This window comes from Massilia sp. Masssp93 (genome assembly GCF_059491295.1).
This window is the reverse complement of sequence record NZ_CP168502.1, coordinates 2,738,811-2,752,247: the sequence shown is the minus strand read 5'-3', so window position 1 is coordinate 2,752,247 and position 13,437 is coordinate 2,738,811. Positions and strand designations below refer to the sequence as shown.

The 13,437-nt window shown below is 68.3% G+C and carries 11 protein-coding genes; all 11 read left to right on the top strand.

What is annotated here, in order from left to right:
• Window positions 1-81 precede the first annotated feature (81 nt).
• The 11 genes from ACEN9Q_RS11420 (at window position 82) to ACEN9Q_RS11370 (ending at window position 13,424) form a co-directional block, all read left to right on the top strand.
• The gene (locus ACEN9Q_RS11420) at window positions 82-2,103 is read left to right on the top strand and encodes a glycoside hydrolase family 2 TIM barrel-domain containing protein (RefSeq protein ID WP_495628480.1); all 2,022 of its coding nucleotides are present in this window, start codon (window positions 82-84) and stop codon (window positions 2,101-2,103) included.
• Window positions 2,104-2,234: 131 nt separating this feature from the next.
• Window positions 2,235-3,542, top strand: a complete 1,308-nt coding sequence (locus ACEN9Q_RS11415) for an extracellular solute-binding protein (protein WP_495628479.1) — start codon at window positions 2,235-2,237, stop codon at window positions 3,540-3,542.
• A 7-nt stretch (window positions 3,543-3,549) separates the two neighbouring features.
• Window positions 3,550-4,455 (top strand): carbohydrate ABC transporter permease, encoded by a 906-nt coding sequence (locus ACEN9Q_RS11410; RefSeq protein WP_495628478.1) that lies wholly within the window; start codon window positions 3,550-3,552, stop codon window positions 4,453-4,455.
• Window positions 4,452-5,276 (top strand): carbohydrate ABC transporter permease, encoded by an 825-nt coding sequence (locus ACEN9Q_RS11405; RefSeq protein WP_495628477.1) that lies wholly within the window; start codon window positions 4,452-4,454, stop codon window positions 5,274-5,276. Before ACEN9Q_RS11410 ends, ACEN9Q_RS11405 begins: the two co-directional genes overlap by 4 nt.
• Window positions 5,277-5,291: 15 nt before the next feature.
• The gene (locus tag ACEN9Q_RS11400; RefSeq protein ID WP_495628476.1) at window positions 5,292-6,410 is read left to right on the top strand and encodes an ABC transporter ATP-binding protein; all 1,119 of its coding nucleotides are present in this window, start codon (window positions 5,292-5,294) and stop codon (window positions 6,408-6,410) included.
• Window positions 6,411-6,632: 222 nt separating this feature from the next.
• Window positions 6,633-8,327 carry a methyl-accepting chemotaxis protein gene (locus ACEN9Q_RS11395; protein WP_495628475.1) on the top strand — a complete coding sequence of 565 codons (1,695 nt, stop codon included), beginning with the start codon at window positions 6,633-6,635 and terminating at the stop codon, window positions 8,325-8,327.
• A 63-nt stretch (window positions 8,328-8,390) separates the two neighbouring features.
• Window positions 8,391-9,035: an adenylyl-sulfate kinase gene (gene cysC, locus ACEN9Q_RS11390; RefSeq protein WP_495628474.1), complete on the top strand. Its 645-nt coding sequence runs from the start codon at window positions 8,391-8,393 to the stop codon at window positions 9,033-9,035.
• Between the two features lie 2 nt (window positions 9,036-9,037).
• Window positions 9,038-10,027 (top strand): DHHA1 domain-containing protein, encoded by a 990-nt coding sequence (locus ACEN9Q_RS11385; RefSeq protein WP_056444591.1) that lies wholly within the window; start codon window positions 9,038-9,040, stop codon window positions 10,025-10,027.
• Window positions 10,017-11,186, top strand: coding sequence for a chromate efflux transporter (chrA, locus tag ACEN9Q_RS11380; protein ID WP_495628473.1), 1,170 nt, complete (start codon window positions 10,017-10,019; stop codon window positions 11,184-11,186). Before ACEN9Q_RS11385 ends, chrA begins: the two co-directional genes overlap by 11 nt.
• Before the next feature lie 9 nt (window positions 11,187-11,195).
• A complete protein-coding gene (locus ACEN9Q_RS11375; protein ID WP_495628472.1) occupies window positions 11,196-12,299 on the top strand; it encodes a sulfotransferase family protein in 1,104 nt (367 codons plus the stop codon).
• A gap of 81 nt (window positions 12,300-12,380) precedes the next feature.
• A complete protein-coding gene (locus ACEN9Q_RS11370) occupies window positions 12,381-13,424 on the top strand; it encodes a LacI family DNA-binding transcriptional regulator (RefSeq protein ID WP_495628471.1) in 1,044 nt (347 codons plus the stop codon).
• Window positions 13,425-13,437 lie beyond the last annotated feature (13 nt).

Genomic DNA, 13,437 nt, shown 5'->3' with positions numbered 1-13,437 from the left:
TAACGGTGCGTGAAAGCCCTTGCCAGCGCGGGAGGCGGCTCATAGAGTAGGTCGTAAGGAGCGAGAACAAGGAGCGCGAACGTGGAATATCCCCGCCCACAATTGCGGCGCGCCGCCTGGCGCAGCCTCGACGGCCCATGGCAGGCCATGCTGGACGACGCCGCCGTCTACGTCGATCCGGCCGAGGTGCCGTTCGACCGCACGATCGTCGTCCCCTATCCGCCCGAGGCGCGCGCCAGCGGCGTGCACGACCGCGGTTTCCGGCGGCGCGTCTGGTACAAGCGCCAGATCTCCCTCGATCCCGGCCTCGTGCCGGGGCCCGAGGAGCGGCTGATGCTGCACTTCGGCGCCGTCAACCACCGCGCCCGCGTCTGGATCAACGGCCGCTTCGCCGTCGAGCACCGGGGCGGCCACAGCCCGTTTTCCATCGACGTCACGCGCCACCTCGACGGCTCGATCCTCGAGATCGCGGTGCAGGCCGAGGACGACCCGCAGGACATGCACAAGGCGCGCGGCAAGATGGACTGGGAGGCCGAGCCGCACAAGATCTGGTATCCGCGCACCAGCGGCATCTGGCGCACCGTCTGGATCGAAAAGGTGCCGCGCGCCCATGTGGCGCAGCTGCGCTGGACGGCCGACGTGGCGCGGTGGCAGATCCGGCTCGACGCCGACATCGCCCACGTGCCCGAAGGCGGCATGGCCAACGTCACCCTGAAACTGGGCGGGCGCCTGCTCGTCAATGACCGCTGCCTGCTGACCGGGCCGCGCCTGTCGCGCATCTTCCAGCTGCCCGATCCGGGCATCGACGACGCCCGCGGGCTGTGGATGTGGAGCCCGGAAAGCCCGCAGCTGATCGATGCCGAGGTCGAGATCCGCGCGGCCGACGGCACCCCGATCGACAGCGTGCAGAGCTACACGGCGCTGCGCACGGTCAGCGTCGAGGGCGACCGCTTCGTGCTGAACAGCCGCCCGTACTTCCTGCGCATGGTGCTCGACCAGGGCTACTGGCCGGACAGCCTGATGGTGGCGTCCAGCGACCAGCTGCGCCACGACGTGCTGCTCATCAAGCGCCTCGGCTTCAACGGCGTGCGCAAGCACCAGAAGTCGGAGGACCCGCGCTGGCTGTACTGGTGCGACGTGCTCGGGCTGTGCGTGTGGGGCGAGATGCCGTCCGCCTACGGCTTTTCCAGCGCGACGATCCACGGCGTGATGGAAGAGTGGAAGGAACTGGTCGAGCGCGACGTCTCGCACCCGTGCATCGTGGCGTGGGTGCCGACCAACGAATCGTGGGGCGTGCCGGAACTGATGAACGACCGCCGCCAGGTCGACTTCGTGCGCGCCCTGTACCACATGACGCGGGCGCTGGACGGCACCCGGCCCGTCGTCGGCAACGACGGCTGGGAGATGCCGTGCGGGGACCTCGTCTGCGTGCACGACTACGAGCAGGACCCGGCCGTGCTGCTGGAACGCTACGGCAGCCGCGACGCCGTCGCCTACACGCTGGAGCACGTGCAGCCCGACCGGCGCCGGCTCGTCATCGACGGTTTCACGGGCCTCGGCCGGCCGCTGTTCCTGTCCGAATTCGGCGGCATCGCCATGCTGAAGCCCGGCGAAGAGGCGGGTTGGGGCTACTCCGTCGCGCGGGACGGCAAGGAGCTGCTGGCGCGCTACCAGGTCTTGATGACGGCGGTGCATGCGTGCCGGCCGCTGTCCGGCTTCTGCTACACCCAGCTCACCGACACCTTCCTCGAAAAGAACGGCCTGCTGACCGAGGACCGCGTGCCGAAGGCGCCCATCGAGGCCTTGGCGCAGGCCACGCGCGGGCCGCAGGCGCACCTGCAGGACTGGGTGCTCGACCCGCTCGGCCACAGCCAGCGCTGGCGTGCCAGGCGCGGGCCCGATTTCCCGGTCGAGTGGACGCGCGTCGGAGAAACGGCGGAAGTGTTAGCCTATCCGGGAGAGCGCCAGCCCCCGCAGGTGGCGGAGCCTGAAGTGCCACCGACCGTGCCGCCGACGGAGCCCGGCCCGGCCGCGGGTCCGCCGGGCTTCGAACGACGCGGGCGCGGCGCTCCGGGAGCGCGTGCCCGGCGGAAAGTGGCCTGAACCGGCGCTCCACTCGAAAGTCCCGGTAGGGTGGGCACGCCGTGCCCACGCGGACGCTTGCGATATGTTGGCGCCACGCGTGGGCGGAGGGCCGCGCACCCTACTGGAGCAGACACTAACAAGGAGACGACGTGGCGCGACGCGGATTCCCGCGCGCCGCCGCGCTGGTTGCGACCCTGTTCCTCGTGCTGGCGGGCGTGAGCGCGCCCGCGCGGGCGCAGGTCGAAGTCAGGATGTGGACGCTGCTCTCGGGCGGCGACGGCGCGCGCATGCGCTCGCTGGTCGACGACTTCAACGCCAGCCAGCACGACGTGCGCGTGGTCAGCACGACCCTGCGATGGGGTGAACCCTTTTATACGAAGCTGATCACGGCCTCCGTCGTGGGCGCCGGGCCGGACGTCGCGACGATCCACCTGTCGCGCATCGTCAACCTGGCGGGCGGCGGCGTGCTGCGGCCGATTTCTCCCGCCGAACTGGCCGCCGCCGGCCTGCGCGGGGACGACTACCTGGCGCGCCAGTGGGCCAAGGCGCAGTACGAGGGCCGTACGTACGCCGTGCCGCTGGACGTGCACCCGCTCGTCCTGTACTACAACAAGACGCTCGCCGGGAAGGCGGGCCTGCTGGATGCGGGCGGCAACCTGAAACCCATCGTCGGCGTCGAGGCGCTGACGGACGCGTTCCGCGCCGCCACCGAGCGCACCGGCCGGCGCGGCCTCACGATGGAAAGCAGCCAGAGTTCCTACGCCATCTGGCGCCTGTGGCTGGCCATGCTGGCGCAGCAGAACGTCACGATCATCAGGGACGGCCGCTTCACGTACGGCCCGGCGGGCGCCGCCACGCTGGCGCGCATCAGCGACTGGTTCACGCGCGGCTATGCGCAGGCCGGCCTCGATTATCCGGCGTCGACGAGCCAGTTCATGGGCGGCAACGCCGCCTTCATGCTGAACGGCGTGTGGGAAGTGCCGGAACTGGTGCGCGCGACGAAAGCCGGCACGCTCGGCTTCGACTACGGCATCGTGCCGCTGCCGCGGATGTACGCGAACGCGTCCACGTGGGCCGATTCGCACGGGTTCGCACTGCCCGCCAATCCCGGCCACGAGCCGTCGCCGGCGAAGGTGCGGGCGGTGCTGCGCTTCGTCGCCTATGTCAGCAAGCATTCGCTGGGCTGGGCCGAGGGCGGCCACATCCCGGCGTACAGGCCGGTGGCGGAGTCGCAGGCGGCAAAGAGCCTGATGCCGAACGCGCTGTACGCGCAGGCCGCGCACGACGTCGTGTACGATCCGGACGGCTGGTACATGGGAGCCGCCGGGCCGCTGGAAGCCATCGCGTCGAAATTCCTGCCGGCCGCGCTGTACGGCTACCTGACGCCGGCGCAGGCCGTGCACCGGTTCGAGACGGAGGCGGCGCGCCTCGTGCGTAAGCGTCCGCCGCGCTATTGAGGCCCGCATGCGACGCGCCGACATCACCTCGACACGCAGCGCCGGCCCCACGACGGCACGGCGCGACGCGCTGCCCGCGTGGCTGCTGCTGGCGCCGTTCCTCGCGGCCTTCGGCCTGTTCTTCTTCCTGCCCGCGCTGGAAACGCTCTGGCTCAGCCTCACGGAAAGCAGCCTGACGCGCACCAGCGCCTTCGTCGGCCTGGACAACTACCACACCCTGCTGAACGACCCGTCGTTCTGGGATTCGGTCGGCAACACGTTTTATTTTGCGCTGCTGACGGTGATCCCGCTGTGCGCCCTCGGCCTGCTGATGGCCATGCTCGTCGACCGCTTCACTGGCGCGCAGGGCTGGCTGCAGGGCACGTTCTTCCTGCCGTTCGTGCTGCCGATCTCCGTCATGACCCTGATCGCCGACTGGATGCTGCAGCCGTCGTCCGGCGTCGTCAACCACATCCTCGGCGGCGAACGCGCGTGGCTCGCCGACCCGCACTGGGCGCTGCCGGCCGTCGCCATCGGCACGATCTGGTGGACGGTCGGCTTCAACATGCTCCTGTTCCTCGCCGGCCTGCGCAACATCCCGGCCGAGCTGTACGAGGCGGCCGCGCTGGACGGCGCGCGCGGCTTCACGCTGTTCCGCACGATCACGTGGCCGGCGCTGCGGCCGGTCGTCTCCACGGCCGTGATCCTGCAACTGATCGCGTCCCTGAAAGTCTTCGGGCAGACGTATATCCTGACCAGCGGCGGCCCGTTCAACACGACGCGCGTGGCGCTGCACTATATGTACGAGACGGCGTTCACGCAGAGCGACGCCGGCTACGCGGCGGCGGTGGCGATGGCGTTCGTCGCGATCGTGATCGTGCTGTCGCTGCTGCAGGCGTGGCTCGCCCGGTGGCTGGCGCGGAGGGACGCATGAAGGCATCGATCTGGTCCATCCTCGGTGCCGCGTGCGCCATCGTGCTCACCGCGCTGTGGGCCTTCCCGCTGCTGTGGGCGCTCTCCACGTCGCTGCGTCCGGAGCTGGAAACGGTGGCGACCCAGTTCCACTGGCTGCCGCAGGAGTGGACGCTGGACGCGTACCGCCGCACGCTGGGCGCCGGCAACGTCGTGCGCTGGCTGGTCAACAGTTTCGTCGTCGCGCTGCTGGTGACCGTCGTGACGATGGCGATCAGCCTGACGTCCGCATACGCGTTCTCGCAGCTGCGCTTCCGCGGCCGCGGCATCGTGTTCGGCATCGCGATGCTCGGTTTCCTGCTGCCGTTCGAGGCGCTGCTCGTGCCGCTGTTCCGCACGATGCACCAGCTGGGGCTCATCAACTCGTATGCCGGCATCGTGCTGCCGCAGGTGGTGTCGCCGGTCGTGATCTATGTGTTCAAGCAGTTCTTCGACGCGATTCCCGCCGATTTCCGCGAGGCCGCCGTGATGGACGGCGCGGGGCCGCTGCGCGTATTGTGGAGCGTCTACCTGCCGGTCTCGGGCAACATCGTGTGGGCGATGGCGATCGTGACGTTCATCGCGGCCTGGAATAATTTCCTGTGGCCGTTCATCATCGTCACGTCGAACGACATGATGACGATCCCGCTCGGGCTCACGCAGACGTACGACGCGTTCGGTGTACGCTATGCCCAGCTGATGGCGGCCGCGCTGCTGGGCGCCTTGCCCGTCGCCCTCGCGTACGTGCTGTTCCAGCGCCGCGTGACGCAGGGCTTCCTCGCGGCGAGCGGATTGAAAGGATAAGGAGTTGGAGATTTTATGGCATCGGTAACGCTGCGCGGCATCCGCAAGACGTATGGCGACAACCCCGTCATCAAGGGCGTCGACCTGGACATCGAGGACGGCCAGTTCGTCGTCTTCGTCGGGCCGTCCGGCTGCGGCAAGTCGACCTTGCTGCGCATGATCGCGGGCCTGGAAGACATCACGGACGGCACGCTGGAGCTCGGGGGCGTCGTCAGCAACACGATCGAACCCGCGCGGCGCGGCATCGCGATGGTGTTCCAGAGCTATGCGCTGTACCCGCACATGACGGTGGCGGAGAACATGGGATTCGCACTGAAGCTGGCCAGGGTGCCGAAGCCGGAGATCGTCGCGCGCGTGCGCCATGCGGCGGACATCCTGCAGATCGCCCACCTGCTGGAGCGCAAGCCGAAGGCGCTGTCCGGCGGCCAGCGGCAGCGCGTGGCGATCGGCCGGGCCATCGTGCGCAAGCCGGAAGTCTTCCTGTTCGACGAACCGCTGTCGAACCTGGACGCCGCGCTGCGCGCCCAGACCCGCGTGGAACTGGCGCGCCTGCACAAGGACCTGCGGGCCACGATGATCTACGTGACGCACGACCAGGTGGAGGCCATGACCCTCGGCCAGAAGATCGTCGTGTTCAACGGCGGCCGCATCGAGCAGGTCGGCACGCCGCTGCAGCTGTACGAGCGGCCGGCGAACCTGTTCGTGGCGGGCTTCCTCGGCTCGCCCCGCATGAATGCGTTTCCCGCGACGCTGGCCGGCCACACGGGCGGCCTCGCGACCGTGCGCGTGCCCGGCGGCGGCATGGCGCAGGTGGCGGCGGATGCGAGCCAGGCCCGCGCCGGCGCCGCGCTCACGTTGGGCGTGCGGCCCGAGCACCTGCGCCTGGACGTGGCGGGCGACACCGGCATCCCGGGCCGCCTCGCACTCGCCGAATACCTGGGCGACGTGACGCTCGCGTATGTGCAGGTCGACGGCGTGGAGGGCATGGTGGCGGCAAAGTGTCCGCCGGACGTCCCGCTGCCGGCGCCGGGCACACCGGTGCGCCTGCGCTTCGATCCCGCGCGGGCCTGGCTGTTCGACGAGCAGGGCGCGGCACTGCCGGCGCTGCGCGAGCGCGCCGCCGCGGCGTCCTAGGCCGGCCGCCGCGCCCCCGCTTCCCACGACGCCTCCATCTACACGATTTTCGGTCGCCAATTCTCACAAATAATAACAAGTTTGTTATTGAACAAAGTAGTTGCCTATCGGAACTTTTTGGTTATATGATGCTTTGAATCAAATAACCTTGTTGGGGGCAGTTATGCATGATTCGTGCGCCGGCGGTGCCGTGGTCCAGGAGTTTTTCTTTCGGGTTGCGGCATGAACATTAACCATTTGCGGGTTGCGACCCGGCTGGGGATCGGTTACGGCCTGATGTCCCTGTTGCTTCTCGTCGTCACGGTGCTCGGTGTGAACCGGATGGCGACCATCAAGGCGCGGGTCGACGAAATCATCAAGGTCAACGACGTCGAAGCCCGTCTCGTGGCCACGATGGACATGACGGTCACGGAGCGTGCGCTGGCGCTGCGCAATCTCTCGTTGTTGGAAAGCGACAACACGAAGGAAGTCCAGATGGAGGTCGACCGCGTCGCGGAGCAGGCGAAGAAGTATGCCGACGCAGAGCAAAAGCTCAAGACGATGTTCGCGACCATTGCCGGCACGTCGCCGAAGGAAAAGGAACTGATGGCGCAGATCGCCGAGCAGGCGACGCTCGCCGCACCATACTATCCGCGCGCCGTCCAGCTCGCGCTCGATGGGAAGAAGGACGAGGCGTACAAGCTGGTGCGGTTCGACTTCCGGCCGGTGCAAAAGAAGTGGTGGGCCCTGATGCGGGAACTGGCCGCCCTGGAAGCACGTCAGAACGACGTGCAGCTGGACGTGTCCGACGCAACCTATGCCGGCGCGCGCTCCATGTTGATCGGGTTCGGCGTGCTGGCGCTGGTGACGGGCGTATTGGCCGCCTGGCTGATCACGCGGGGCCTGCTGCGCCAGCTCGGCGGCGAGCCGGCCGACGCGGTGCGGGTCGCCGGCGAGATCGCGGCGGGGGACTTGTCGGTCGAGATCGAGACCTATCCCCGCGATAACTCCAGCCTCATGTATGCCATGCGGTCCATGCGCGACAGCCTGGACCATATCGTCGGCCAGGTGCGCACCGGCACCGATACCATCGCGACGGCCTCCGCCCAGATCGCGGCCGGTAACTTCGACCTGTCCGCGCGCACCGAACAGCAGGCCAGCGCGCTCGAGGAAACCGCATCCTCCATGGAAGAGATGACCTCGGCCGTGAAGCAGAACGCCGACAATGCGCGCCAGGCGAACAGCCTGGCACTGTCGGCCTCCCACGTCGCCGAGAAGGGCGGCGAGGTGGTGTCGCAAGTGGTGAACACGATGGGTGCGATCAACCAGTCGGCGCAGAAGATCGTGGAAATCATCGGCGTCATCGACGGCATCGCGTTCCAGACCAATATCCTGGCGCTGAATGCCGCGGTCGAAGCGGCGCGCGCCGGCGAACAGGGACGCGGCTTCGCGGTCGTCGCTTCCGAGGTGCGCAACCTCGCCCAGCGTTCCGCGGCGGCGGCCAAGGAAATCAAGACGCTGATTTCCGATTCTGTCGAGAAGGTCGATTCCGGCAACAAGCTCGTGGAGGAAGCGGGCGCGACGATGCACGAAGTCGTCGACAGCATCAAGCGCGTGACCGGCATCATGTCCGAGATCGTGGCGGCGAGCGAGGAGCAGGCGTCGGGCATCGAACAGGTCAATCTCGCGATTGCGCAGATGGACGACGTCACCCAGCAGAACGCCTCGCTCGTCGAGGAAGCGGCTGCGGCGGCCCAATCGATGCAGGAGCAGGCCGATCACCTGGCCAAGGTGGTCGGCGTGTTCCTGCTGTCCGGCGCCCAGCGTGCGCCGGGGCGTGCCGATGCGGCGCGCGCGGAACCGCCGCTCGCATCCGTGACAAGGCTCGAGGCCAATCGCGGCACCGCGTTGACCCTGGCGCGGCGCGCCGCGCGCTAGGAAGCGCGGCCCGACTGGGAAGTTCCCGACGGCCGGAGTTCAGCTATTCACAGGGGAGTGGCGATGCGCAATGAGGTGGCGGTACACGAAGCGGAAGTGAAGCACGGGCCTGCGCCGGCGGGTTCGAATATTTACTGGCATGCCGGCAAGGTGACCGAGGCTCACCGGCACCGGTATTTCGGACACGTGCCGGGGACGATCTGGCTGACCGGCCTGTCCGGCGCGGGCAAGTCGACGCTGGCCTACGAACTGGAAAAACTGCTGCTCGAGCGCGGCCATCCGAGCTTCGTGCTCGACGGCGACAACGTCCGGCATCGTCTCAATCGCGACCTGGGCTTTTCGACCGACGACCGGCGCGAAAACATCCGGCGCACCGCCGAAGTGGCGCGTCTGATGAACGAAGCCGGCCTGTTCGTCGTGACCGCGTTCATTTCGCCGTTGCGCGAGGACCGCAAGGCGGCGCGCGACATCATCGGCGCGGAACGGTTCGTGGAGGCCCATGTCAGCACCTGCATGACGGTGTGCGAGTCGCGCGACCCCAAGGGCCTGTACGCCCGTGCGCGCGCCGGCGAGATCGCGCATTTCACCGGCGTGTCCGCGCCTTACGAGCCGCCGGAGAATCCGGACGTCACCGTCGACACCGGGGCGATGTCGATCGACGAGGCGACCCGCGCCCTGTACGAGCACCTCATCCCGCGCCTGGGTTGACCATGACCGCGCGACGTCTCGACGTGTTCAATGGCGACGCCGACGGCATCTGCGCCCAGCATCAATGGCGCCTGGCCTATCCGGGCGAGAGTATGCTCGTCACCGGCATCAAGCGCGACGTCGCGCTGCTGCAGCGGGTCGCCTGCGACGCCGGCGACGAGGTGACGGTGCTCGACATCGCGGTCGATGCGAATGCGGCGTCGCTGCGGCGCGTCCTCGACGCCGGGGCGCACGTGACCTGGTTCGATCACCATTCGGCCCGCCAGGCGTTCGCGCATCCGCGCCTGCGCCTGTTCTGGGACGATGCGCCGACGGTGTGCACCAGCCTGCTGGTCGACCGTCAGCTCGTGGGGCGCTATCGGCCATGGGCCATCGCCGCCGCGTTCGGCGACAACCTGGCCGGGCCGGCGCGTGCGCTGGCTTCGGACATGGGCCTGTCCGAAGCGCGGATCGCGGCGCTGGCGGAACTTGGCACGGTGCTGAACTATAACGCCTACGGCGAATGCGTCGAGGATCTGCACATGGCGCCGGACGCGCTGTATCGGGCATTGAGTCCCTACGTCGATCCGTTCGAATTCATCGAGGCGTCGGACCGGTACCGCATGCTGGTCGAAGGTTATCGCGACGACGCCGCGCGCATGAGCGGCCTGCAGCCGCAATGGCAATGGCAGTACGGCGCGGTCTACGTGCTCCCCGATGCCTGCTGGGCGCGGCGCATCTCCGGGGTCTTCGCCAACCGGCTGGCGGCTGCCGGCGGCGCGCGCGCGTTCGCCGTGCTGACCGAAGGCTCGGACGGCAGGTTCGTCGTCAGCGTGCGCTCGGGCGCGCCGGGAACGCATGCCGCCAACGTCCTGTGCGAGCATTTCGCCGGCGGCGGCGGGCGGCGCGCCGCGGCCGGCATCAACGGCCTGCCGGCCGCCGACATCGACCGTTTCGTGCGCGCCTTTTCCGACTATTTTGCCGCATGCGGAGGCCTGGCGCATGCGGGATGAGGCGGGCCCGCCGTCGCTCGCGTCCCTGTGCGCCCTGTTCCTGCGGGTCGGCTGCTCCAGCTTCGGCGGCTACATGTCGATGGTGTCGGTCATGCAGAACGCCGTCGTGGCGCAACGCAAGCTGCTGACGGACCAGGACGTGCTCGACGGCGTCACGCTCGCGTCCATCCTGCCCGGTCCGGTGGCGATCAATACCGTGGCCTATGTCGGCTACCGCCTGCGCGGCGCGATGGGCGCGTGCGTATGCGTGTGTGCCGCGGTGCTGCCGGCCTTCGTGTTCATGGTGGTACTGGCTTCCCTGTATTTTCGCTGGGGCCGGCTGCCGCAGATCGACCGGCTCTTCATGGGGATCATGCCCGCCGTCGCCGCGGTCGTCCTTGGCGCCGCCTGGCGCATGTGCCGCGTCTCGGTGCGCGGCTGGCGCGAGGCGCTGCTGGCCGGGGGCGCGGTCGTCCTCTTGTTGTGTTGTTCCGGCCTGCTGGTGACGCCGGCCATCGTCGTGGCCTCGGCGCTGATCGGGCGCTTCTGGTTCCGCGAAGACGGCGGTGCGTACGCGCCGGCGCCGCGCCAGCAGGCGCGTGGCAACGCGGGCATCCTGTTCGCGACGCCGCTGGTACTCGTGCCCTTGGTCGGCGCGCAGGCCGCCTTGCTGGCCAAGCTGCTCGCCGCCTTCGCCGGCATGAGCCTGCTGATGTTCGGCGGCGGCTACGTGTCGATCCCCGTGCTGCAGCATACCGTTGTCGATGGCTATGGCTGGGTCACGGGGCGGGAATTCGCCGATGCGATGGCAATGACCCAGCTCACGCCCGGTCCCGTGCTGATCGGTGCCGCGTTCATCGGCCTGAAGGTGGCCGGTATCGCCGGCGCGGTCGCGGCGACCGTCGGCGTCTTCACGCCGACGGCGGTGTTGATGGTCGGCTGTGCGCACCGGCTGAATCGCTGGTACGCATCGGGTGCGGTGCGGGCGGCGCTGCGCGGGGTGCGCGCGGCGGGCGCCGGCATGGTGGTCGCGGCGGCATTCGCCATCGGAAAAATGGCGGCGCCGGTCTGGCTGTCGCCCGTATTGTTCGTGCTGGCGCTGCTGCTGTTGCTGCGCTGGCGGGTCGAAGCATTCTGGGTCGTGCCGTTGTGCGGCGCGATCGGTTATTTTCTGTTCTGAGGAGAGAGTATGGATTCGAACACGGCAGTCGAGAACAAGCGCCCCCGCCCGCTGCTGATGATGCCGCTGCGCCGCTGCGGCAGCCACGCGCTGCGGCTGCGGCTGAACTTCAATCCCGAGTTCCACTCGCCGTATCCGCTGCACATCGTCGACTTCATGCCGCTCGTGCCGCTGTACGGCGACCTGGAAGACGACCGCGCCTATTTCAGGCTCGTCGTCGACGTCGTCGGACTGCAGGCGGTCAGCATGGTCAAGTGGCCGGACATGGTGTACGACCCGGTCGAGATCTTCGAGCGGCTCCGCCACGAACCGCGCAGCGTGCATCGCATCGTCTGGGAGCTGCTGCTCCGGTCGGGCGAGCGGACGGGCGCGAAAATCGTCATGGACAAGTCGCTCGACAGCGTCCATTACGCCGACGACCTGATGCGCCTCTACCCGGACATGCTGTTCCTGAACGTCGTGCGCGATCCGCGCGGCCAGGTGGCATCGATGAATCGCGCCATCATCCACGACTTCGACAGCACCCTCAACGCCCGCACCTGGGTCCAGGCGCATGACGCGGCGCGCGCGCTGCTGGAACGCTATCCCGAGCGCGCCTTGACGATACGCTATGAAGATTTCCTCACCGACCAGGAAGCCACGTTGCGGACGATCTGTGGCTTCATCGGCATCGAGTTCCTGCCGGATATGCTCGACGTCGCCCATTCGTCGGAGGCACGCAAGATCGCGAGGATGTCCGCGCTGTGGGAATCCAACTGCTTTGCGCCGATTCCGGCCAATGCCGACAAATTCAAGCAGCAACTGTCGCTCGACGACATCCGCGTGATCGAAACGCTGGCGCGGGACCATATGCGCGGCTATGGTTACGAGTCGATGACGCCGGCGGATGCCGTCCTCACCGAAGCGTCGTTCGAGGCGGCCCGGGAACGTTCGCACGACGCGAGGCAGGCCGCATGGCGGGAGCTCGAGCAGGCGAACTTCCGCGACTACGTCTTGCGCAAGGCGCGCGCCGATTACCTGGCGCAGGTGCGGGCGCGGCTGGAGCGGGGCGGCGCCGGCAACGCACCCTACAGGCTGGATGAGCTGAACGAGGCGTTCGAGGTGACCGACTAGTCGCGCATCCACGTGCTGGCGACAGGTAATAATTAGTGATAATGTCGTGTTGTCGAAATCGATTTCGCCAACACGACCGCCATGACCAGGCCGCCCCGCACCCGCCCTCCCACGATGACCGACATCGCCAAGCTGGCCGGCGTGTCGCAGTCGACGGTGTCGCTGGTCATCAATCACATGAGCGGCGCAAAGGTGTCGAGGGTCACGCGCGAGACCGTGCTGCGCATCGCGCGCGAGCTGGGCTACCCCGTCGAGCGGCACGCGCACCTGGCCGCGGCACAGGCGCAGGCGCGCAACCTGATCGTCTATCTCACGGACGAACTGACGACGAGCCCGCACGCCATGCAGACCATCGACGGCGCCAAGGATGGCGCCTGGGAGCACGACTGCCTCGTCGCCGTGTTCGCCACGCGGGGCGATCCCGAGGTGGAAGCGGCCGTGTTCGCGCGCATGCTGGACCATCCCGCGCTGCTGGGCGTGATCTATTCGACGATTTTCACGCGCGCCGTGACGGTGCCGGCGGCATTGGCCGCCACGCCGGCCGTGCTGCTGAACTGCCACACGCGCGACCGGGGCCGCGCGGCCGTCGTGCCCAGCGAACTGCTGGGCGGCTACGCGGCCACGATGCACCTGATCGAGAACGGCCACAGCCGCATCGGCTTCATCAACGGCGAGCACTGGATCGAGGCCGCGGCCGAGCGCCTGAAAGGCTACCGGCAGGCGCTGTCCACGGCCGACATCCCGTTCGATCCCGTGCTCGTGCGTTCCGGCGACTGGCAGGTGGCGGCCGGCTACGAACACGCGCTGGGCCTGCTGGACCTGGCGCAGCGTCCGACCGCCTTGTTCTGCGCCAACGACCTGATGGCGATCGGCGCCCTCGACGCCGCCCGCGAACGCAAGCTCGCGGTGCCGCGCGACCTGTCCATCGTCGGCTATGACGACCAGGACATCGCCCGCTACACCCATCCGCCGCTGACCACGGTGTTGTTGCCAAACTACGAAATGGGCCGCTGGGCCGCCGATTCCCTCATCGCGCAAGTGCGCGCGAACCACACCGCCAGGGCCGTCATCAAGATGGAATGCCCTCTGGTGGTACGCGATTCCGTGGCCCCGCCGCAGGTCTGAACACCCCTTTTTG

Excerpts from the sequence above, each read along its gene's own strand:
- ACEN9Q_RS11400 (WP_495628476.1), top strand. The coding sequence starts at position 5,292 with ATGGCATCGGTAACGCTGCGCGGCATCCGCAAGACGTATGGCGACAAC.
- ACEN9Q_RS11405 (WP_495628477.1), top strand. The coding sequence starts at position 4,452 with ATGAAGGCATCGATCTGGTCCATCCTCGGTGCCGCGTGCGCCATCGTG.
- ACEN9Q_RS11395 (WP_495628475.1), top strand. The coding sequence starts at position 6,633 with ATGAACATTAACCATTTGCGGGTTGCGACCCGGCTGGGGATCGGTTAC.
- chrA (WP_495628473.1), top strand. The coding sequence starts at position 10,017 with ATGCGGGATGAGGCGGGCCCGCCGTCGCTCGCGTCCCTGTGCGCCCTG.
- ACEN9Q_RS11375 (WP_495628472.1), top strand. The coding sequence starts at position 11,196 with ATGGATTCGAACACGGCAGTCGAGAACAAGCGCCCCCGCCCGCTGCTG.
- ACEN9Q_RS11410 (WP_495628478.1), top strand. The coding sequence starts at position 3,550 with ATGCGACGCGCCGACATCACCTCGACACGCAGCGCCGGCCCCACGACG.
- ACEN9Q_RS11385 (WP_056444591.1), top strand. The coding sequence starts at position 9,038 with ATGACCGCGCGACGTCTCGACGTGTTCAATGGCGACGCCGACGGCATC.
- cysC (WP_495628474.1), top strand. The coding sequence starts at position 8,391 with ATGCGCAATGAGGTGGCGGTACACGAAGCGGAAGTGAAGCACGGGCCT.
- ACEN9Q_RS11370 (WP_495628471.1), top strand. The coding sequence starts at position 12,381 with ATGACCAGGCCGCCCCGCACCCGCCCTCCCACGATGACCGACATCGCC.